The 21,175-nt window shown below is 38.0% G+C and carries 24 protein-coding genes; 14 read left to right on the top strand and 10 right to left on the bottom strand.

Annotated features, from left to right (window positions below; all coding sequences use genetic code 11):
* Positions 1-52: 52 nt before the first annotated feature.
* From kdpB to P4V41_RS06520, 4 genes are all read left to right on the top strand, one after another.
* Positions 53-2,065, top strand: coding sequence for a potassium-transporting ATPase subunit KdpB (gene kdpB / locus P4V41_RS06535; RefSeq protein ID WP_328084045.1), 2,013 nt, complete (start codon positions 53-55; stop codon positions 2,063-2,065).
* 91 nt (positions 2,066-2,156) lie between these two features.
* Positions 2,157-2,708 (top strand): potassium-transporting ATPase subunit KdpC, encoded by a 552-nt coding sequence (gene kdpC / locus P4V41_RS06530; protein ID WP_328084043.1) that lies wholly within the window; start codon positions 2,157-2,159, stop codon positions 2,706-2,708.
* Positions 2,709-2,792: 84 nt separating this feature from the next.
* Positions 2,793-3,947, top strand: coding sequence for a KdpD-like non-kinase potassium sensor (kdpDN, locus tag P4V41_RS06525; RefSeq protein WP_328084013.1), 1,155 nt, complete (start codon positions 2,793-2,795; stop codon positions 3,945-3,947).
* A 42-nt stretch (positions 3,948-3,989) separates the two neighbouring features.
* A complete protein-coding gene (locus P4V41_RS06520; RefSeq protein WP_328084012.1) occupies positions 3,990-4,385 on the top strand; it encodes a CBS domain-containing protein in 396 nt (131 codons plus the stop codon).
* A 118-nt stretch (positions 4,386-4,503) separates the two neighbouring features.
* Here P4V41_RS06520 and P4V41_RS06515 read toward each other — a convergent pair whose 3' ends face one another.
* The 3 genes from P4V41_RS06515 to P4V41_RS06505 all read right to left on the bottom strand — a co-directional run bounded on the left by P4V41_RS06515 (position 4,504) and on the right by P4V41_RS06505 (position 7,705).
* Complete coding sequence (locus tag P4V41_RS06515) at positions 4,504-5,916, bottom strand: HAMP domain-containing sensor histidine kinase (protein ID WP_328084011.1); 1,413 nt, start codon at positions 5,914-5,916, stop codon at positions 4,504-4,506.
* The gene (locus P4V41_RS06510; protein WP_328084010.1) at positions 5,903-6,586 is read right to left on the bottom strand and encodes a response regulator transcription factor; all 684 of its coding nucleotides are present in this window, start codon (positions 6,584-6,586) and stop codon (positions 5,903-5,905) included. The genes P4V41_RS06515 and P4V41_RS06510 overlap by 14 nt, the downstream gene beginning before the upstream one ends.
* Positions 6,587-6,655: 69 nt before the next feature.
* Positions 6,656-7,705 carry a hypothetical protein gene (locus P4V41_RS06505; RefSeq protein WP_328084009.1) on the bottom strand — a complete coding sequence of 350 codons (1,050 nt, stop codon included), beginning with the start codon at positions 7,703-7,705 and terminating at the stop codon, positions 6,656-6,658.
* Positions 7,706-8,052: 347 nt separating this feature from the next.
* Between P4V41_RS06505 and P4V41_RS06500 the strand changes: the two genes are divergently transcribed.
* The gene (locus tag P4V41_RS06500) at positions 8,053-9,210 is read left to right on the top strand and encodes an acyl-CoA dehydrogenase family protein (RefSeq protein WP_328084008.1); all 1,158 of its coding nucleotides are present in this window, start codon (positions 8,053-8,055) and stop codon (positions 9,208-9,210) included.
* A gap of 53 nt (positions 9,211-9,263) precedes the next feature.
* Here the strand turns inward: P4V41_RS06500 and P4V41_RS06495 are convergent, their stop codons facing one another.
* A complete protein-coding gene (locus P4V41_RS06495) occupies positions 9,264-9,641 on the bottom strand; it encodes a glyoxalase superfamily protein (RefSeq protein WP_328084007.1) in 378 nt (125 codons plus the stop codon).
* A gap of 141 nt (positions 9,642-9,782) precedes the next feature.
* Between P4V41_RS06495 and P4V41_RS06490 the strand changes: the two genes are divergently transcribed.
* From P4V41_RS06490 to P4V41_RS06480, 3 genes are read left to right on the top strand one after another with little or no spacing between them, the layout of a single operon-like run.
* Positions 9,783-10,217 carry a VOC family protein gene (locus P4V41_RS06490; protein ID WP_328084006.1) on the top strand — a complete coding sequence of 145 codons (435 nt, stop codon included), beginning with the start codon at positions 9,783-9,785 and terminating at the stop codon, positions 10,215-10,217.
* Positions 10,214-10,501 carry a hypothetical protein gene (locus P4V41_RS06485; RefSeq protein WP_328084004.1) on the top strand — a complete coding sequence of 96 codons (288 nt, stop codon included), beginning with the start codon at positions 10,214-10,216 and terminating at the stop codon, positions 10,499-10,501. The genes P4V41_RS06490 and P4V41_RS06485 overlap by 4 nt, the downstream gene beginning before the upstream one ends.
* Positions 10,502-10,559: 58 nt before the next feature.
* Positions 10,560-10,700, top strand: coding sequence for a hypothetical protein (locus P4V41_RS06480; RefSeq protein ID WP_328084003.1), 141 nt, complete (start codon positions 10,560-10,562; stop codon positions 10,698-10,700).
* 43 nt (positions 10,701-10,743) lie between these two features.
* Here P4V41_RS06480 and P4V41_RS06475 read toward each other — a convergent pair whose 3' ends face one another.
* From P4V41_RS06475 to P4V41_RS06460, 4 genes are all read right to left on the bottom strand, one after another.
* Positions 10,744-11,400 carry a TetR/AcrR family transcriptional regulator gene (locus tag P4V41_RS06475; protein WP_328084001.1) on the bottom strand — a complete coding sequence of 219 codons (657 nt, stop codon included), beginning with the start codon at positions 11,398-11,400 and terminating at the stop codon, positions 10,744-10,746.
* A 73-nt stretch (positions 11,401-11,473) separates the two neighbouring features.
* Positions 11,474-12,511, bottom strand: a complete 1,038-nt coding sequence (locus P4V41_RS06470; protein ID WP_328084000.1) for an ABC transporter permease — start codon at positions 12,509-12,511, stop codon at positions 11,474-11,476.
* Entirely contained in the window at positions 12,501-13,229 is a 729-nt protein-coding gene (locus P4V41_RS06465) for an ABC transporter ATP-binding protein (RefSeq protein ID WP_328083999.1), read from the bottom strand. Before P4V41_RS06465 ends, P4V41_RS06470 begins: the two co-directional genes overlap by 11 nt.
* A gap of 306 nt (positions 13,230-13,535) precedes the next feature.
* Positions 13,536-13,967 carry a DUF4395 domain-containing protein gene (locus P4V41_RS06460; protein ID WP_328083998.1) on the bottom strand — a complete coding sequence of 144 codons (432 nt, stop codon included), beginning with the start codon at positions 13,965-13,967 and terminating at the stop codon, positions 13,536-13,538.
* A 136-nt stretch (positions 13,968-14,103) separates the two neighbouring features.
* Between P4V41_RS06460 and P4V41_RS06455 the strand changes: the two genes are divergently transcribed.
* Positions 14,104-14,556, top strand: coding sequence for a hotdog fold thioesterase (locus P4V41_RS06455; RefSeq protein ID WP_328083997.1), 453 nt, complete (start codon positions 14,104-14,106; stop codon positions 14,554-14,556).
* Positions 14,557-14,629: 73 nt separating this feature from the next.
* Here the strand turns inward: P4V41_RS06455 and P4V41_RS06450 are convergent, their stop codons facing one another.
* Positions 14,630-15,124 (bottom strand): peroxiredoxin family protein, encoded by a 495-nt coding sequence (locus tag P4V41_RS06450; RefSeq protein WP_328083996.1) that lies wholly within the window; start codon positions 15,122-15,124, stop codon positions 14,630-14,632.
* A 304-nt stretch (positions 15,125-15,428) separates the two neighbouring features.
* Here P4V41_RS06450 and P4V41_RS06445 point away from each other — a divergent pair, with 304 nt between their 5' ends.
* The 4 genes from P4V41_RS06445 (at position 15,429) to P4V41_RS06430 (ending at position 19,551) form a co-directional block, all read left to right on the top strand.
* Entirely contained in the window at positions 15,429-16,589 is a 1,161-nt protein-coding gene (locus P4V41_RS06445; RefSeq protein WP_328083995.1) for a S8 family peptidase, read from the top strand.
* Between the two features lie 361 nt (positions 16,590-16,950).
* Entirely contained in the window at positions 16,951-17,952 is a 1,002-nt protein-coding gene (locus P4V41_RS06440; RefSeq protein WP_328083994.1) for a S8 family peptidase, read from the top strand.
* A gap of 40 nt (positions 17,953-17,992) precedes the next feature.
* Positions 17,993-18,163 carry a hypothetical protein gene (locus P4V41_RS06435; RefSeq protein WP_328083993.1) on the top strand — a complete coding sequence of 57 codons (171 nt, stop codon included), beginning with the start codon at positions 17,993-17,995 and terminating at the stop codon, positions 18,161-18,163.
* A gap of 284 nt (positions 18,164-18,447) precedes the next feature.
* The gene (locus P4V41_RS06430) at positions 18,448-19,551 is read left to right on the top strand and encodes an MBL fold metallo-hydrolase (protein WP_328083991.1); all 1,104 of its coding nucleotides are present in this window, start codon (positions 18,448-18,450) and stop codon (positions 19,549-19,551) included.
* Between the two features lie 44 nt (positions 19,552-19,595).
* Here the strand turns inward: P4V41_RS06430 and P4V41_RS06425 are convergent, their stop codons facing one another.
* Complete coding sequence (locus P4V41_RS06425; RefSeq protein WP_328083989.1) at positions 19,596-20,102, bottom strand: cupin domain-containing protein; 507 nt, start codon at positions 20,100-20,102, stop codon at positions 19,596-19,598.
* Positions 20,103-20,526: 424 nt separating this feature from the next.
* Here P4V41_RS06425 and P4V41_RS06420 point away from each other — a divergent pair, with 424 nt between their 5' ends.
* Positions 20,527-21,105, top strand: coding sequence for a thioredoxin family protein (locus tag P4V41_RS06420; RefSeq protein WP_328083988.1), 579 nt, complete (start codon positions 20,527-20,529; stop codon positions 21,103-21,105).
* The last annotated feature ends 70 nt before the right edge of the window (positions 21,106-21,175 follow it).

Raw genomic sequence — 21,175 nt, 5'->3', positions numbered from 1 at the left:
TCCCCAAAATGGTGGGAACGGACCTATGAAAAAGAATCGCGAGGAAGTACAAATGAATAAAACATTGATGAACAAAGAAATCGTGAATCAGGCGATAAAAGAATCCTTTATTAAACTAGATCCAAGGGTAATGATTAAAAATCCGATCATGTTTGTTGTTGAAATCGGTTTTGTAATTACATTATTATTAACCTTTTTTGGAGACCAAACTCAAGTTGGTTTCAATATTGCTGTAACCTTCATTCTGTTTATAACCCTCCTGTTTGCAAATTTCGCTGAAGCAATAGCTGAAGGAAGAGGGAAAGCTCAGGCTGATTCATTAAAGAAAACGAAAAAGGAAGTTTATGCAAACCTTGTGCTGGAAAATGGAAAAAACAAAAGAGTTTCATCAGCTGATCTTCGTAAAGGAAACATTGTTGTTGTAAAACAAGGTGAAATGATTCCAGGAGACGGTGAAGTCATACACGGTCTTGCCTCTGTTGATGAGTCGGCGATTACAGGAGAATCAGCTCCTGTAATTAAAGAAGCTGGCGGTGATTTTAACTCCGTAACAGGCGGAACACGTGTAGTAAGTGATGAAATTAAAGTACGAATAACAGCAGATCCAGGAGAATCATTCCTTGACCGCATGATCTCCCTCGTAGAAGGAGCGAAGCGTCAAAAAACACCGAATGAAATTGCGTTAAGCACTGTTTTAACGAGTTTGACACTTGTGTTTATGATTGTAGTCGTAACACTTCCATTCTTTACAAAGTATCTAGGTTTTGACATACCAGTACCGGTCTTAATCGCATTACTCGTTTGTTTGATTCCGACAACTATCGGTGGACTGTTATCCGCGATCGGTATTGCTGGTATGGACCGAGTTACGAGATTTAATGTAATCGCTATGTCTGGTAAGGCGGTTGAAGCTGCAGGTGACATCAATACGATCATCCTAGATAAAACGGGGACGATTACATTCGGAAACCGTATGGCAAGCGAATTTGTACCAGTAGGATTCGATACGAAAAAATCAGTTGGGGAATGGGCTGCCATCAGTTCATTAAAAGATGATACACCAGAAGGTAAATCCGTTTTGGAACTCATGAAAAAAGAACACTTATCGTTTGATCAATCTCTTGGTGAAGATGGAGAATTTATTGAGTTTAAAGCCGAAACGCGAATGAGCGGAATCGACTTAAAAGATGGAAGAAAAGTACGAAAAGGAGCGGTAGACGCAATTAAAAACTGGGTACTTGCAACTGGTGGAGAAGTGCCACATGACCTTGAAGAAAAAGGAAACCGAATTGCATCTGAAGGTGGAACGCCGCTGGCAGTAGCTGTGGATCAGCATATATACGGACTGATTTATTTAAAAGATACCGTAAAGCCTGGAATGAAAGATCGTTTTGAACAGTTACGAAAAATGGGAATCAAAACGATCATGTGTACAGGTGACAACCCGTTAACGGCTAAAACAATAGCAAGAGAAGCCGGCGTGGATGACTTTATTGCTGAAAGTAAACCAGAAGATAAAATCGCTGTAATTAAGCGTGAACAAGCAGAAGGAAAATTGGTCGCGATGACTGGTGATGGAACGAATGATGCACCAGCACTTGCACAAGCGGATGTAGGTCTTGCCATGAACAGTGGAACGACTGCAGCGAAAGAAGCTGCCAACATGGTAGACTTGGATTCCGATCCGACGAAAATTATTGAAGTGGTTTCCATCGGGAAACAATTGCTAATGACTCGTGGTGCTTTGACTACATTCAGTATCGCGAACGATATCGCAAAGTATTTTGCCATCATCCCAGCGATGTTCATGCTGGCGATTCCTGAGATGGAAGTGCTCAATGTCATGAAGCTTGGCTCACCGATGTCGGCCATACTGTCTGCGTTAATCTTTAATGCGGTTATTATTCCATTGCTCATTCCTCTGGCTATGAGAGGAGTAGCTTACAAACCGATGAGTTCAAATGCTTTATTGAAACGTAACCTCTTAATCTATGGTTTCGGTGGTGTAATCGTACCTTTTATCGGAATAAAATTGATTGATCTGATTGTTCACTTGTTCGTGTAACCGTTAGAAAAGAAAGGAATTGATTGATATGCAATCACATTCATTAAATCAACATAATGAAAAAGTATTTATCTTTAACAATATCGTTAAGATGCTTCGCCTTTCCCTTGCTTTAATGGTGATATGCGGTCTTGTATATCCTCTTGTTGTCACAGGAATTGCACAAGTGGTTTTGCCGAAGCAAGCGGATGGAAGCTTAATCTATAATGAAGATAAAGAAGTAATAGGTTCTGAACTTATTGGTCAAACGTTTACGAAACCCGAATACTTCAGCGGGCGTGTTTCTAGTATCGAGTACGACGCGGCTGGTTCTGGGAGTCCAAACTATGCACCTTCAAATGAAGATATGATGAAACGAATGAAAGAAAGCATAGCTGCATGGGAAAAGGCTAACCCAGCTGTACCTGTTAACGAGCTTCCGATTGACTTAATCACTAACTCCGGATCTGGACTCGATCCGCATATTACTCCTAAGGCTGCGGATGTACAGGTTCCAAGAATTGCAGAAGCAACAGGAATAAATGAAGAAAAACTTAAAAAATTGATTAAAGAAAATACTCAAGCAAGAGAGCTTGGTCTGTTTGGTGAACCTCGCGTGAATGTACTGACACTTAATATTGCTTTAGAGAAATTGTTAAAATAGTAAAAGACAAGGCCTTTACTCTTAACCAAGGGTAAAGGCTCTTGCTTCTTCGTTTGTAGTTGATGATGATAACGAGGTGCCTAAATGTATGATAAATACCCTCAACTTAAAAGGAAAACGCCTGAAGAATTTCTGCAGGAAATCTATCAAGATGAAAAGGGAAAGTTAAAGCTGTTTGTTGGAGCAGCACCAGGTGTAGGTAAATCGTATAGAATCCTTTTAGAAGCTCATGATTTAAAAAAACAAGGAGTCGATATCGTAATCGGCTTAATTGAAACCCATGGTAGAAAAGAAACAGCAGAAAGAATTAAAGATCTTGAAATCATTCCTAAAAAAATTATTGAATACAAAGATAAAAAACTAGAAGAGTTAAATGTAGAAAAGATCATTGAACGTCGACCAGATGTGGTCATAATTGATGAATTGGCCCATACCAATGTTCCAGGTTCAAAAAACAAAAAGCGATACATGGATGTGGAAGAAATACTTAATGCCGGAATCAATGTTGTTTCAGCAGTAAACATCCAACATATTGAAAGTGTTCATGATATTGTTCAGCATATTACAGGTGTAGCAGTTCGCGAACGAATACCTGATAGGATTCTAGACATTGCACATGAAGTAATCTTAATTGACGTGACACCAGAAATGCTGAGGCAACGTTTGATAGAAGGTAAAATTTATGCGCAGGAAAAAATAGACCAGGCATTAAACAATTTTTTTACTAAGAACAATTTAGGTGCATTGCGTGAATTATCTCTCCGTGAAATTGCAGATGATGTAGATGAAAAACTCTTAAAATCCGATATCGTCTTTACCGATAGTGGTCCAACAGGTGTGGCAGAAAAGATTTTAGTCTGTGTACAATATGGTCCAAGTGCAGAAAAACTGATCCGCAGAGGCTGGCGAATAGCCAATCGTTTAAATGCAGAATTATATGTATTGAATGTGTTGATCGATCACAGAGGGAACATATCTCAAGAACAGCGAAAAAGAATCAGAGGCTGGAAAAAACTTGCTGTAGAATTTAACGCTAGATTTATTTTAGAAAGATCTAGGCAAAGAAAAATACCACAAGTTATTACAGATGTCGCAAAAGAACATTATATTACTCAAATTATATTAGGCCAATCGGCAAGAACGAGATGGGAAGAGATTACAAAGGGTTCGATAGTCAACAGTATAATGAGAAATTCAAAAAACATAGACATACACATCGTTTCTGAAGAACAGGCGTAATTATTACAAGTTAAATTACAATCAAGAGGGGATTTACAAGTTATGAATATTGCATTCTTTCTTCTTCCAAAGAAAGAAGTGATCTGTTTACATGCAGAATCAACCATTCGCCAGGCTATGGAAAAGATGGAGTATCACAGATACACCGCTGTACCTGTAATTGATGAAAAGGGACATTATATGAAAACGATCACAGAGGGTGACATTTTGTGGAAAATCAAAAACACAGAAGGTCTTTCTTTTCAAAACAGTGAACATCATTATATTAAGGACATAAAGGTTAACAGGGACTATCAGCCTGTTCATATTGATGCTGAGATGGAAGACTTAATGTCGCTTGTTGCTGTTCAAAACTTCGTACCAGTTGTGGATGACAACGAAGTGTTTATCGGTATCATACGTAGAATGGACATCATTCATTATTTGAGTAAGGTATAAGATTAATGAAAAATGACCGGCTGGGTAGGCCGGTCTCACTGGTGGGGAGGTAGGCTGTTGGATGACCTAACCTGAAATAATTATAACACGAACATACGTTCTTGTAAATGTGTAATACTTATTTTTTCCATTCTATTAAAAAAGTGCTTCCAGCAGTGGAACTTTTTTTAAGAACTAAATCTGCACCTACCGCTTTTGCTAGCATTTTACTAAATGGTAGTCCAAGGCCAAGACCGCGCACTTTTAACTTTTTCTTTTCACCACGAAAAAACCGTTCGAAAATATAAGGCTGTTCATTTTCGGGAATCCCTGACCCTGTGTCTGACACTTCAATCCTATTTTCGTACAAGACAACGCTGATCACTTTTTCATCTCCTAAAGCTTGATAAGCATTGTTTAAGAGGTTAATGATGATTTGCTGTAAACGAAGTGGATCAACTTCTCTATATATTAAGCTTTCTGGAACAATAGCATTACACATAACTTCTTTTTTCTTGGTCATTCTCCACTGATGAACGATATCTTGAACAAGCTCGTTCATGTTGCATGTTTCATTCCGCATCGTAAAAGCTCCAGCGGAGAGAGAGTTATAATCTAATAAATCTTCAATCATCCTTTGTAATCTATAAATTTCGTTCATTGTAATCTGCAGAAATTCTTCTTTTTCATCTCCCGAAACAATCCCGTCTTTAACAGCTTGCACGAGACCACTAATAGACGTAACAGGTGTTTTCAAGTCATGTGTAACTCCTGCCAGTAATTCTGCTCGAAGCTTTTCTAAATGCCTTAGCTTCGTACTCATCTGTTCAAAGGAAGTTAAAAGATCATACATTTCTTGTTCTTTAGCATCTGTAGCTAATTGAATATCGTAATTTCCATCTTTAATCTGAGCAGCAGCATGTGCCACATCTTGAATAGGTTTTAGAATTCTTTTCAATAGAATATATATGATCAACCATCCGAGAAGACCGAGGCTTATTAATAGAAAGATAGGAAGACGATAACCTTGATTCACATCTGTAAGGTTTGAGGCAGTTTGTATGATAATTACCCAACCTGCTTGGACTCCAGCGTACATCAAAGGTTTTTTGACTGCATAGGCAGAGCTGCCGTTCATTTTAAATTTGTTTGTTGTTTTTTTACTATCTACTATTTCAACTGGAATAGAATTTAAGTGTAATGAAGGGTTAATTGCATCTGGTCCTTTTTTTAGAGATTTTAGATTAAGAATGGTACCATCCAAGTCTGTAATATAAAGTTCAGGAGGCTTTTCCATCTGCAGTATTTCTGAGCGATCATATAATTTACGATTGAACCGACCTAAATCATTCTTTTTATCTCCAAATTCAATACGATCCGCTGTATCAGCGGCCATGTATTCCATGAGTGTTAAACGATTTTCTAATGCCGTATGCCTTATCCACCACAAAGAACATAAACCTAAGATTAGAAGACCAACAAAGAGGGTGAGGACATATCGTGTGGTCCAATATTTTAATAACGTTGTTCTACTTTTTTTATGAATATACACAGAATTGATACCCCAATCCTCGAAGTGTTCTAATTTCTCCTTCAGTGTCTGGCCATGCAGAAAGTGCTTGACGAACTCGTTTGATCGATAAGTCTACAGCTCGTTCGCTGCCATAATAATCTAAGCCCCATATTTGTTCAATTAAAATCTCTCTTGTGTAGGTGCGGTTTGGATGATTGGCCAAAAAGAGCAATAAGGAAGTGTCTTTTGGTGTTAGAACGATTGTATCTCCATTTATTTTTACAGAATGAGAGTCAAAATTGATGCTCAGACTTCCATATTGTTTTGTGTTCTCTGTTTCTAATACATTCGTAGATCGGCGAAGGACTGCATGAACTCTCGCGATGACTTCTTCTCCGATAAAAGGTTTTGTTATATAGTCATCAGCTCCTTGATTTAAACCTCTCAAGCGATAATCTATGTCTCCAAGTGCTGTGAGCATGATAACAGGACAGGAACTGTTTTGACGAATTTCTTCAAGAATTGACCATCCATCCTGATCCGGAAGCATCACGTCAAGCAGTACAAGGTTAAAGGAAGTTTCTTTGAACTGTTGAAGTGCAGTCTTGCCGTCAAATGCTTGAACAACCTCAAAGTTTTCGTGTTTTAGATATACACTTAATACTCTTGATATGGTTACTTCGTCTTCTACTAGCAAAATACTTTTCATGTCCATCCCTCCTGCTACCATTACTATACTGTAAAAATCCCCAGTTTTATAGACTGGGGATCTTAGCATTTACATGTCGTTTCCGAACTGAATTTGTTCGTCGGATTGTGGTCTGATCTCACTGCTTGATGGTGCTTCATCTTCTAGACGTGGCCGTTCATGATGTTTGTCCCCATGATGTCCTCCTGGGCCAAAACCTCTTTTACCTTTACCCATTAGTGTAAAGAAATCATCGTCATGCAAAGCTTCTAGTTTTTTTGCATCTTTCTTTTCAATAGCTTCAATTAATTCACGCGTTGATTTGTCTTTAGTAGAAATGCCCAGCTCTTTTGCTATATTTTTAATCTTTTTCTCTCTTACTTCAAATGCAATTTCAGGAATCATTTTTCCATCGATAGTAATGTTAAGTTTCTTAGCTTCACCCTTAACTTTAGTACTTACAACTTCTTGAGCAACTTCACGTAAATCTTTACCTTCTACAGAAATACCTAATGTTTTCGCCTCTTTTTTAATAGCTGTAGTCATTACTTCCTGCTGAAGTGTTTGAAGGTCCTTGCCTTCTATAGAGATGCCAAGTTCTTTAGCTTTTTTATTAAGAGTGGCTTGTTTAATGTCTTGTCTTAACGTTTGAAGGTCTTTACCTTCTGTAGCAACACCTAGTTCTTTCGCTTCTTTCTTAAGCTTTGTAAGATGGATTTCATCGAGTAAACCAGCTGCATCTTTATTTTTTGTTGAGATGCCAAATTCTTTAGCTTTTTCTTGTAATTTAGCTAGCTGTACTTCTTCAGCGATTGTCTCAATATCCTTGCCAGAAGTCTTAATGTCAAATTCTTTCGCTTCTTTTTTTATTTTTGCGTCACGAATATCTTTCATGAGTGTTTCAGCATCTTTACCACTTGTCGTTAGACCAAGCGCTTTAGCTTTTTTGATAAGATCTTCTGAGTTTCCTTTAAAGAAACCTCCAAAATGACCGTGACCGAATCCTTTGCCTTTGAACTCCCATTTTTCCACAGCAGATTTTGAATTAGAACTATTCTGATCTGCTGCAAGAGATGTAGTTGCATATCCCCCTACTAATAATGTGCCTGCAATTGTAAAACCAATTACTGATTTTTTCATTTGAATGATCCTCCTAGAATGAGTTTGTCGTGAAGACTTCTTGAAAGAGTCTTCAATTAAGTACGTAAGGTTCGAACCTTGTACTTATAATGTAACCAGTGAAAATGTCAGCATAATGTCAGGTAAAGAGGAAAATAAAAAAATATAAAAATGTTAGAAAAATCTTTCAAAGCTTATAATTCTAATTAAAACAAGCACTTTCATTACAAAACCTTACTCAATGAATGTGTCAGGTAAATGTCAAAGGGGAATTAAGGAACTAATACCTTGCCATTTTTTTTGTAAAAAGCATAAACTATATTTTAATACCAAAGTGTTCTGATTTGTTAAGAAGGGATTGGCGTCGTTTGGAATATTTATATGAAAGATATATAAAAACAAAGAAACAGCGAGAATGGTTTGATAAGATTGATGCTCTAGCTGGAGGATTTGCTAAGAGGGCAGACAGATATGATCAAAAAAGTGAATTTCCATTTGAAAATGTAGAAGAATTAAAAGAAGCGGGGTACTTATCTTTAACCATTCCAACTGAGTTTGGTGGAGAAGGATTAAGTTTGTATGAGTTTGTTCTATTGCAAGAAAGGATAGCGACTGGCGACGCAGCTACTGCATTGTGTCTCGGATGGCACCTAGGATGTTTTTTAGAACTAGCAGAAGAGCGAACTTGGGATGATGACATATTTCAGATGTTATGTGAAAAGGTAGTGAATGACCGGATGTTAGTGAACCGGGCAGCAACTGAGCCCGCAACAGGAAGCCCTACACGGGGAGGTATGCCACAAACTACAGCATTTCAAAATGGTGACCTGTGGATCATTAATGGTAGGAAAACTTTTACTTCTATGGCTCCAGCCCTTGATTATGCAATTGTTTCGGCACAGATTGGTACGGGTAAGAAAGGGAATTTCTTGATTTCCATGAAATCTGAAGGTGTATCGATTGAAGAAACGTGGGACACAGTAGCGATGCGTGGGACCCGAAGTGATGATCTTATCATGAAGGATATAAAAGTTGAAAACGATGCACTAGTCGAACAAGATCGAGGCAAAAGCGAACTGCCAAAAGCGTGGTTGCTTCATATACCTGCTTGTTACATTGGTGTTGCGGTTGCAGCACGAAACGAAGCTGTTCACTTTGCAAAGACGTATAAACCAAATAGTCTGCCAGGACCAATAGGAGAAGTACCAGAAGTGCAAAGAAAAGTTGGGGAGATGGAGCTAGAGCTTTTTCATGCTAGAGAGTTATTGTACAGTGTTGCTTTGAAGTGGGGAAATGATCCACATGATAGAATGCAAATGGGGCCAGAATTGATGGCGGTAAAACACATAGTAACGAATGCGGCTGCAAAGGTGGTTGATCTTGCTATGAGGATTGTTGGGGCAAGAAGTTTAGCAATGTCAAACCCGTTACAACGGCATTACAGGGATGTCAGAGCGGGGCTTCATAATCCTCCAATGGATGATATGGTTATTAGTACACTAGCCAAAAGAGCGTTGGATAAATGAGAAAAGACACCTAAATTGGAAGGTGTCTTTTTTGCTCTTTCTTTGAAATCAAATTATAGTGATTCAATCTCCTCTACAAAACAAAATTCGTTGCCAAACGGATCACCTACTCTAACTTCTTTAAAGCCATGTGCCTCTTCTAATCCAGGTCTAGCATACTTATACTTTTTTTCGGCCAAAAATTGATGGTATGATTCAATACCTTCAACATGTATCCTTAACTTTATTCCAGGGCTGGAATCACCATGATGTTCAGAAAGATGTAAAGAGCATTCCCCTAGAGAAACCTGCATATAGATGGGGAAATCTTTTTCATAACGATGTTCCCAATCTAACGTAAATCCAAGAAAATCTATGTAGAATTCTCTTGCTTTATCTTCGTCAAATATTCGAAGGACAGGGATTGTATGTTTTATTTGATATTGATTCATGAAGTCTTCACTCTCCAGGTACTTTGTTTTATTACTATTTCTCTTACCGATGACGAGTTCCCTTGTTTTATAGGAGGATTTTTCTCTTAATAGAAGAATTTTTTATATTAAATATTTCTATTTCATGGGGAGGGAATTTCCTTGAATGAAAAGTTAATTCGTGTTGGTACGACCTATGTTCCTGTTATGCATGTTGATCATTCTGCTAAGTGGTACGCAGAAAAGCTTGGTGCAACGATCAATTATTGTGATGATGAAAAAGCCATACTTGATCTAGCAGACCACAGTTTTTTTCTCGTGCGATCAACAGAAGATGAGACTTCGAACTTTACTGACTACAATGGGAATAAAAGGTTTTCATTAACCTTTGAAGTAGACGGAAAGGAAGCGCTGTATACCTTGCATGCTGAATTTAGAACTCAGGGTGTACAAACAGGAGATATTGAAGATCGTGGCCATATCGGTGAAAATTTCGTTTTTTTCGATGCTGACGGAAATTGTTTTGATGTGTGGAGTGTGTTAAGTCCGACATATAAAGCTTTACAGGAACAAGCTGCATTAGAGAGAAAAAGATGAAATGGATAATAGGTATCCTCTTTTCTATAGTAGGTATCTTATTGTTAGCGTATGGATTAAATCTAAAGGCAGTTGCTGAAACTGATGTGGATGGTGACGGCATCGGTGTGTATTTCTTAGGAATTGTAATCAACGAAAATGTTTCTTCAGTAGATATACCTTCCTATGCAAATGGGTTTTTGGGTACTGGAATTATTTTCTTAATACTTGCTGTTTGCATGTTCTTCATTCTTTTAAGTGAAAAAAACACATTAAAACCCATCACAACAAAAAAACAAGCTTGAGAATGTGAAAGTATTGGGTAATGTATATGTTATAAAATGCAGAGGGGGAGGTGAGCGAATGAAGAAAGTGAATGTATTTATCATCATTTGTTTATTCATTGCTTTTACTCCTGCTAGAAAAGTGATGTCACCTACAACGAGTGATACCAATGTTCAACTTTCTCACTTTACCCCCAAACGCCAGATCCTAGTAGAGTAAAAAACAGAACCCGCGCTTCGACATAAAGCGGGTTCTGTTTTTGTTATCTTTTTCCAGTTAAACCATACATGATAAAAGCTACGATCTGATCAATTTCCTTTTCGTCGTCCCATTCTTTATCCGAAAAGAGAAGAAAACGTGGCAGGATATAGCCTATGATACTTGATGCGGTCATACGCATAATCGTTTCAGGTGGAAGTGAAACAATCTCACCTTTTTCTTGAAAATGCTCGATGATTTTCTTGAACTTTTGATACACATGTTCAGTGAAAAGCTTTTGAAACGGTTCGCGTAATTCATCGTGGAAAGCGATCTCCTGAATGAAGATTTTTAAAACGGGAAACTGTTTACGAACGAATTCCAGTCTATTTTGAGCAATTACTCTTATAAGGTCTTCATAGTGTTCATATTCGTTCTCAAATACCTCTTTTGCGAAGGATTTAATGAAAAAAGGAGCTACGAATTTAGCTACTGTTGGTGTAACGATGGCAAGTAATAGCTCTTTCTTTGTTTTAAAATGACGAAAAATGGTGCCCTCAGCAACTCCAGCTTTTTTTGCGATCTCACTCGTAGAAGAGGAGGCATATCCCTTTTCAGAGAATGTATCAATAGCTGCTTCTAAGATTTTTCGCTGTTTATCGCTCATCGTTGGCGCATCGTGCTCGTTTATTAAGTCGTTGATCCACTCTGAATTGGACATTAAAGCTACTCCTTTTAAAAACGTACATTTTCTTCATTATAGACACTATTGATAGGCAGTACAAACGCTTATCCTATAGTTTGCGGTGTTTTTTCAAAGCGAGTACGTTTAATATCATAAATAAAAGAGAGAACCCAAGGAGCACTAGCACGTTTCCATAAATATCTCCCCAACCGTCACCTTGAATCATAATATCACGTATCGCTTCTCCTCCGTATGTTAAAGGCATGATATAGCTCAGGGGTTGAAGCCAATCTGCCATTGTTTCAATGGTGAACAAGCCAGAGAAAAAAACTTGCGGCACCACGACGAGCGGGATGAATTGGATCATCTGCAGCTCGTTCTTTGCAAAAGCTGAAAGCAAAGTTCCGAGTGAGAGGGCAGTTATAGCAAGCATTAGTGTAATCAAAATGACTAACCAAATCGACCCAGCCATCATGATATCAAGAACATAGATGGCAAACGAAACAATTATGGCAGATTGTATGATTGTAAAAATTCCGAAGCCTAATACATATCCGACTACCATTTCCCACCGACGCATCGGCGTAGCGAGCAGCCGTTCAAGTGTTCCAGTTGTTCTTTCGCGTAAAAATGAAACACCTGAGATTAAGAAAACAAAAAAGAAAATAAAAAATCCGATTAAGAACGGGCCAATATAGTCAAAAGACTCCATATCAGCAGAGCCATGCAAATAATGAATTTCTGGGTTGACTTGTGTTTTTTCAGTGTCTTGAGTCGGCATTGATTTCAACGCCTTTTCAATAGTTATTATAGAAGCTTTGTTTGCTGACGGATTACTTCCTTCTAAAGTAATTGTAGTTGAAGGGAGTTCAACTTCAAGTATGGCATCAAGTTTCTCTTCTGATAAGTCTTGGTGAGCTTTTGAACGATTTTGATAAGATTTGAAAGCTTTATCTGATGATTTTAATTTGTCTACAACCATTTGTTGATCACTGACAAGCCCTATCTTTGGTTCATAGTCATTGCTTGAAAAAACGAGGTTCACAAGCGTCAAGATGAAAAGAGGGGCAATAAACATCATCGCAAGTGTACGTTTGTCACGCACGAATTGTCTGATAATCCTGATCACTAGTGCCTTAATTCGCATGATGAGCCCCTCCATAATAAAGAAATGCTTCTTCTATCGTAGCGCTTGAAGTAGTATCTTTTAAATCTTTTGGTGAACCAGATGCAATTAGTTTTCCATCACGAAGCATTCCCAGTTGGCCGCATTTTTCTGCTTCGTCCATTACATGTGTCGTAACTAGAATCGTTGTACCGCTCTTACTTAACTTATTTAGTTCATCCCATATAGATTGCCTGAGAACGGGGTCAATTCCTACAGTAGGTTCATCTAGAATGAGGATCTTCGGTTCATGCAAGAGTGCCGCTGCTAAAGATAATCTTCGTTTCATACCGCCTGAATATTGATTAACGGGTTTTTCTAGGAAGTTTGTAAGGTTTACGAGTTTAGAAACCTGATTGATTCGATCTTTTTGTTTTTGTCCCTTTAAACCATAAATTGAGGAGAAGAATTCAAGATTTTCTTTCCCGCTTAATTCTCCATAAAGGGCATCAGATTGAGCCATAAATCCAATTTGCTTCATGGTATTAAGCTTTGGCATTATCGAATCTAGAACACTTATACTGCCAGTTGTAGGTGTTTCAATTCCTGCAATCATCTTAACAAGTGTTGTTTTTCCAGCACCTGACGGACCCAACAATCCATAAATTTCATTTTTGTTCACCGTTAGTTCAATGTTCTGCAATACTTGATGTGATTGATAATTCTTAGAAACATTATTTACTTCAATAACAGATTTCATATGGAAGCCTCCTTCTTAGTATAAAAGTGAGTACTCACTCATTAATCATTATTATCATATGCGAAAAACTCAAAAAACGTCAAGTGAGTACTCACTCATTTTTTTCTAGCCGATTAAAGAGAGGTATATTTAGTGAAATTCCAGTTGATTAAGTAGTATTGTTTGTTTGGAAAATGGTGGATTAGAATTTTGATACTAGCTGAGCTGCAATAATTTGCGATTGCTAGACAAAGCTTTGTATCTGAAGCGAAAAAGTAATTGAAAGAACCATTCGCAGGGAAAGGCGAATGGTTCTTTCATTATGATTTAGTTAGTGTCTTGAGCTTTCTTGTAACGATATTGTTGCCATCTGAACCTGATGAAGCACCCGATACAAAAGCCAAGTATGGCTACGAACGAAGCTGTTGCAACCATGATAGTAGCAATCCAAGCTATTGTACTCCAACCCATCAAATCACTTAATAATCCAACCGCAAGGAGTGAAGTCGCAATCAGTTGATTAAACTGCTGCTGGTCTTTATCTTCTGGAATATATTCGGAAGATTTCTTTTTCAAGAATAATTTAGCAGCTTCCATTAATGGATTGTAATTAAAGAACATTCCTAGAAGACCAGCAACTAAAGGAAGTAATAAAAGCCACGTTTGACCAGTAAGCCATGTTGCTACAGTTGATAAAAAGATGAACCACTGGTTTGTTCGAACTAAAGGTCTTGGAATAGAAGTGAAGGAGTGGGACATGTAAATCCGACCTTTCTTATAGGACTAATTATCTTATTGTAAATGTATTCTTAAATAATGTGAAGTGTTAATCCTTATTAATAGAAGAAGGGGATTGTTTAATGTAACAAGAATGTCTTAAAGCGAGGTGAGAAAAATGAAAATAAAAAGAGATGATCGTGATGTGCATTTTCAGTATGCGAAGGAGATTGAGGAGAAGCTTAAGAATGATACTTTTGCAGAGTGGTTAGGTATTGAATTAGTAGAGGTAGGTGCAGGAACGGCAGAAGCGCAAATGATAATCTCTAAAAATATGCTAAATGCTCATGGTACAGCACATGGTGCTGCGATATTTGCTATAGCTGACTTTGTCTTTGCTGTAGCATGTAATTCTTATGGAAAAACATCAGTAGGGCTTTCTGTAAATATTGGATATCTCGCTGCATGTCAAAGTGGTGATAAAATTACTGCAAAAGCTATAGAGATTAAACGTAATCATAGGACTTCTTGGTATGAAGTGAGAGTAGAAAATGATAAAGAGCTTGTTGCTCATGTAAGTGCTCTATCTTATCGGAAGAATGAATATTTTGTAGGGACAGAAGAAGGGTAAGTGGACTCACAAACCTGAAAACAACAAACGACGAAGCGAGGTTGGTACTGCCTCGCTTCGTCGTTTTCTTATATTATCTTAATGTTTTTTTAATATATTTGATGGTCTTTCTTAGATCTTCTGCAGTTGGTCTTCCAAAAGGTCCTGTTTGAATATCAAAATAGACAACTCGTTTTTGATCATCAACTAAAAATAACGCTGGTTCTCCATGTTCACCATGGTCATCATATAATTTTCCGTTATGGTATTGAACCCCATATGTTTCTCCCGCCACACGCTCTGTATCGCTGAAAACAGGAAAGGACAGGGAATGTTTGTCCTTCATCTTCTTTAGGTTTTGCTCTTCATCAGTAGAAATCGCAATGATGTGTGTATTTAATTCTTTGAATGTATCAATATTTTGCTCTAGCTCCTTCAACTGATCATTACATACCGGGCACCATTCACCACGGAAAAAGACAAGTAAGTGAAAACGATTATCTTTTTCAAGGTGATTGTAAAAGGAGAAAGATTCTCCTGTTTCGGATTTAATAGTGAAGTCAGGTGCTGTGTCTCCTGTTTGTAACATGTATACATCCCTCCAAAATAAGTTTCTTCTTTAGGTATTCCTCTTGCAGAAATTTTTAAACTCTTAAGCTTTTTAATTCTTAACAATCACAGTTCATACTAGGTCATATCTACGTCTAGATGAAGAAAGAAGTAATAAAAACAGAGTTAAATCAGTGACTTTATTCCTATTTTAAGTTAAAACTTTTAAAAATTAGTAGTTTTTATTTGTTTTTGTTAGAATAGTAAAATTCTTCTTTATTTTCTGTAAATTGGGCTCTATATTAGAAATTGTAGTTCAACAACAAATTAGAGGAGTGAAGTAAATGATTAAGAAGATTGCCACGATGGCAGCGGTTCTACCTTTAGTAGTTTCTCTTGCAACACCAGCAGCAGCTGCAAAAAGCACAGAGGTGAAAGCAAAAGTTACACCTCAAGAAATTATCGTAAAATTTAAAGACAACGTGTCAGAGTCAAAAGTAAAGTCTCTAGCAGTAAAAGGAAAAGATGAAGTAAAAGAAAAAGGCTCTAAGTTTCATGTAATCAAAGTCAAAGACGGAAACGTAGATGCAGCCATTGCAGAATATGAAGCGAGTGGAGATGTAGAGTATGCAGAGCCAAACTATACATACCATGCAAGCTGGACTCCAAATGACACGTATTTCTCAAATGGAGTACAATATGCCCCTCAAAAAGTAAGTGCTCAATCAGCTTGGGACATCACACGCGGTTCATCTACTACAAAAATTGCAATCATTGATACAGGAGTTGATTACAATCACCCTGATCTAGCTGGTAAAGTTATTAAAGGATATGACTATGTAAGTGATGATTGGGATCCAATGGATCAGAACGATCATGGAACACATGCTGCAGGTATCGCAGCAGCTGCAACAAATAACGCTAGAGGTATCGCAGGAATGGCACCAAACGTATCCATTTATGCTGTACGTGTACTTGATGCGAACGGGAGCGGATCTCTTGATGATGTTGCGAACGGAATCTATCATGCTGTAGATAACGGTGCAAAAGTAGTTTCACTTAGCCTTGGAGGACCAGGATCTGCTACTTCATTACAAAATGCAGTAAACTATGCCGTTTCTAATGGAGTAGTTGTAGTTGCCGCAGCAGGTAACGAGAACACTTCTGCACCAAGCTATCCAGCTTACTATTCAGGTGCAATCGCAGTAGCTGCAACTGACCGTAATGACCTTCGCGCTTCATTCTCTAACTATGGATCTTGGGTTGATGTTGCTGCTCCTGGTGTAGATATCGCTTCTACTGTACGTAATGGCGGATATGCTTACATGTCTGGAACATCCATGGCTTGTCCTCTAGTAGCTGGTATCGCAGGATTGCTTGCTTCACAAGGAAGAAGTGCTTCTAACATCCGTGCTGCTATCGAGAACACAGCAGATCCGATTTCAGGAACAGGGTCTTACTATTCTAAAGGCCGTGTAAACGCAGCGGACGCAGTACGCTACTAATCTATTATTTATGCTTACAAACTTCCAAGGCTAGCTCTGTTCTAGTTTTGGGAGTTTTTGTTTGCAATAGTTTAATAGAACTAACAAATCTTGTCGAACGATGTTGGAATTTAAGGATAAGGACATATGTTCGCATTGCGTAATATGTCGATGTAGACTTAATAGCTCATTTTAAATACAGGACTTGTGGTAACTTTTAACAATTTGGTAGAATAGTAATATAAACCCTCATCTAGAATCTTTTTTCTTACAAGTATTACATTCTATAAGTATAGAAAGGAGGTTCATAAATTCCCCTAGTATATCCTAGTGTCACTTTCTTTACAAAACATTCTTTTGAAATAAAAAGGAGGTAATGATGATGAGTGAAGTCTGTTTAATTCCATTTGTTCTTGAAGAAGTTATAGAAGAATCAAAAGAAGAGATTCCATATGGAGTAGAGATGATCAATGCACCAGCGTTTTGGCGTGAAGGTGAGAAAGGTCAAAGTGTGATTGTTGCCGTACTAGATACCGGATGTGACACAAATCACCCCGAGCTTGCTGAACGAATTGTTGGGGGTAGGAATTTTGTAGATGGTGATGAAACAGATTATCAAGATGCCCATTATCATGGAACACATGTTGCAGGTACGATTGCTGCTACATTAAACAATGCTGGAGTAGCGGGTGTAGCGCCAGATGTTAAACTCTTGATCTGCAGAGTTCTTGGAAAAGATGGAGGCGGATCATATCAAGGAATTATCGATGCTATTGATTACTCCGTTAAATGGAGAGGGGAAAATGGTGAAAGAGTGCGTGTAATCTCGATGTCACTTGGTGGCCCGACAGATGTACCTGAGCTTCATGAAGCGATCCAGCAGGCAGTGTTGGAAGATGTACTGGTGGTCTGTGCAGCTGGTAACGAAGGCGATAACAAAGAGAATACGAATGAGCATGCTTATCCTGGGGCGTATAAAGAGGTAGTCCAAGTTGGTGCGGTTGATGCGAAAATGAAACTTGCTCCTTTTTCAAACACGAATGATGAGATTGACCTCGTTGCACCGGGCGTAGATGTAGTATCTACCTATCCGGGTAACAAATATGCTAAGCTGTCTGGAACTTCAATGGCGACGCCTCACGTATCAGGAGCAGCTGCATTACTGATCGAACGAGAAGAAAAATTATTTGGCCGGAAACTTTCAGAAGCTGAAATTTACGCTCAATTGGTAAAAAATACATTAAGTATCGGATTAACGAAGAAAGCAGAAGGAAATGGATTACTAGTCTTAAATGCACAAGAAAAAGCAGTTTGCGATCAGGAGACTTTAAGAGCGATGAGAACTCCTATTGAAACGGCTGCAACGAAAGAGTCAGAATCATAAAATTTGCCCCGTTTCTTAGGAAGAAAGGGCGTGTATGGGGATGGCGTACAAAATTATTGCGTTGCTGATCAGCTTTGCGACACTTTGTATTAGAATCTATGAAGAGATGAGCAGACGTGCAAAGAATCGAGCAAAAGAAGAAGAGCTCCAAAAGAAAAAGAAAAGAAAGCGAAAGAAAGCAGTTAAGAAAAAGGAAAAGGAAAGTGCTTAAATGAATAGATGGAATAAAAGCTGATTCTGTAAGACGAGGCATTTTCACATGAATCAGCTTTTTTGTCGTTCTTTTTACTATTACTCTAAAAGTACTGTTTTCGAGTACTCAAAATATACATTGTTGCTCTTTACAAGTAGTTGATTTCCGCTCCAATTAACTTGCATTGAAAGAAAATAGTAAACAATCAAAGCAACAATCATAGTGAGTAAACTAGAAAGTTGCTTCTATTGTTCGAAAAGGAGTAATATATGAACACTACTGTATAAGAGAGGAACGTAACTATGCTTGTATTAGGCATTCTACTCATAATCATAATCGCTGTATTTTTGTTTATCATGTTGCATCCCGTTTTTGGAAAGAAACCATCAAAACAAGATACAAACGAATATGGCGCAATTAAACATTATAACAAAGGTGTTTTTATTAATCAGATTGAAACAGCGATGACAACAGATCTACGCTCTATGCTTCCTGTATTAAGAGAATTTTTAAAAGGAAACCCGCATCGTCAGCCTAAGAAAGCAATACCTATCAACTCACTTCAATTAGATGAGAATATAAACCTAGAAACAAAAGTGACTTGGTTTGGTCATTCATCATTATTAATAGAATTGGACGGTAGACGCATACTCTTAGATCCTATGTTTGGCGCCGCACCATCGCCGATTCCATGGTTTGGAAATAAACGTTACAGCAAGAAACTTTCGTTTGAAATAGAAGAGCTTCCACAAATTGATCTAGTGGTTCTCTCTCACGATCATTATGATCACCTTGACTATGGAACCATCAAACAACTGAAACATAAAGTAAAACAATTTGCGGTCCCACTTGGCGTTGCTGGACATTTAAAGAGGTGGGGAGTGGAGTCAGAGCGTATTCAAGAATGTAATTGGTGGGATGAGATACAAGCATCAGGAATTTCATTAATCTGTGCGCCTGCACGCCATTTTTCAGGAAGAAGTTTAAATGATCGTAATTCTACACTTTGGTGTTCATGGGTGATAAAAGGGAAGCAATCCAACATTTATTTTAGTGGAGATAGTGGATATGGGCCACACTTTAAAGAGATTGGAGATCAATGCGGACCATTTGATCTCTCTTTAATGGAATGTGGACAATATCATGAGAAGTGGGCTGCTATACATATGATGCCAGAAGAAACAGTACAAGCTCATATCGATGTTAGGGGAGCAGTTATGATTCCGATTCATTGGGGTGCTTTTACATTGTCTTTGCATGACTGGACAGATCCTGTTGAAAGAGCTGTAAATGCTGCAACAAAATTAGATGTTAATATATGTACACCTCAGATTGGAGAGACAGTAATCCTTGGCAGAGAGTCATTTTCTAGTTCGAAGTGGTGGACGGAGAAAACGAGTATATAAAAAAGAGTGCTCTTCACTGTGGAGGGCACTCTCTTGTGTATTCATTAACTTTTCCACAACTCCAACAGTGGGCCATCACTTCCAAAGAGAGGATCCCTATCAGGTAAAGGTACGAGCATAATATCATCTAATACAGCTGGTCTCTCAATAGGATCACCTTTTTTTAAGTTATGATCCATTCCGTTCGGGTAAGCTCCAGCTACTTTGAAATCAGTGCTACATCCGATACATTTATGTCCAGTACCAGCAGGAAGTACAATAACATCACCTTTTGAAACAGTTACAGACACACCATCTTCACCTCCAAGAAGGAGAACAGCCTCGCCGCTCATAACACCGAGAACTTCATGTGTGTTGCTATGATAATGATGATAATCAAAAACACCGTTCTTCCAACCGTTTGTCCAGCCGTTTTGTTCAAAAATGTCTAATGCATCCTGTGGCTCTTTTAATTTTCCTACATACAACAAAACGGGCCAGGAAGGATGATTAGGAATCTTACCATCGTCTGTAAAGAATAAAGTTTTCACATCTTCGCTAAGCATTTTCATACCATTTAACCCCTCCCCTGTTTTCGTATCCATTCCCTTATTTTAATGAAAAGAAACCCGTCTTCGTTCGAAAAAAATGATAAAAGAAAAATGAATACAAGAGCAATAATGCGAAATTCCTCAATAAATGACGAAAACTTATGTGTAAAAAAAAGTTTTCTTTTATGTGAAAAGAGGTATTAGATAGTTACGGTATGATAAATGTTATTGAAAGGTGGAAATCAGTATGAAGTACAAAGCGAAGGACTGGCTCCGGTTAACGCCGAATGAGAGATACCTGCTTTTATTCGCTGTTTCCCAACTCCAGAAAAAACTCAGAGCAGGTTAAAAGAACCAAAAAAATAAATTTAAGGCGTTTTCGTTGCCACAACTCCCCCTTGTTTGGTTAAAATAAGAATACAAGATAAACAGGGAGGAACACAGGATGATGACTGACCTCAATACATGGTTCGAAAAAGGCATGACGCGCTATGCATATATTCATTCAATGAAAACACACAAGGAAAACTTGCTTACGATATATAATTCATTCGTACTACCTGAACCTATGAAAGATGCGTTGCAAGGCATCCAAAAAAACCGGTTGAGAGCGATCGTGATCACCGAAGATTGGTGTGGCGATGCGATGTTGAATCTTCCTGTTTTTATGCGCATGGCAGATGAAGCACTTATTGATATCCGCTTTATCTTACGCGACCAGCATCCAGAATTAATGGATAGATATTTAACAGCTAAAGCAAAATCAATTCCCATCATTATCTTTATTGATGAAAAGGGCAAAGAGGTTGTAAAGTGGGGGCCGCGTGCACCAAAATTGCAGCAGATTGTAGAAGAACGCAAAAAGAAGATACCTTCCAAAGAAGATCCACGTTATGAAAAAGCTTTCAAGCTTTTTGCTGATCGGATCTCTAGCTTGTTTACGACTGACCATGCTCTTTGGGAAGAGGTAAGCCTTGATATCATAAAAAAATTATTAGCTAAACTTAATGTTAACAGCCTATAAAATGGCTGTTTTTGTTTTGTGTTAAAATGAAGAAATTGAAGCCATTTAAAAGAACTAAGTTTGAGGTGTA

This window comes from Fictibacillus nanhaiensis (genome assembly GCF_036213205.1).
Lineage (GTDB): Bacteria > Bacillota > Bacilli > Bacillales > Fictibacillaceae > Fictibacillus > Fictibacillus nanhaiensis_E.
Note: the sequence above shows the minus strand (reverse complement) of the source record. Positions and strands in the feature narration are given on the sequence as shown.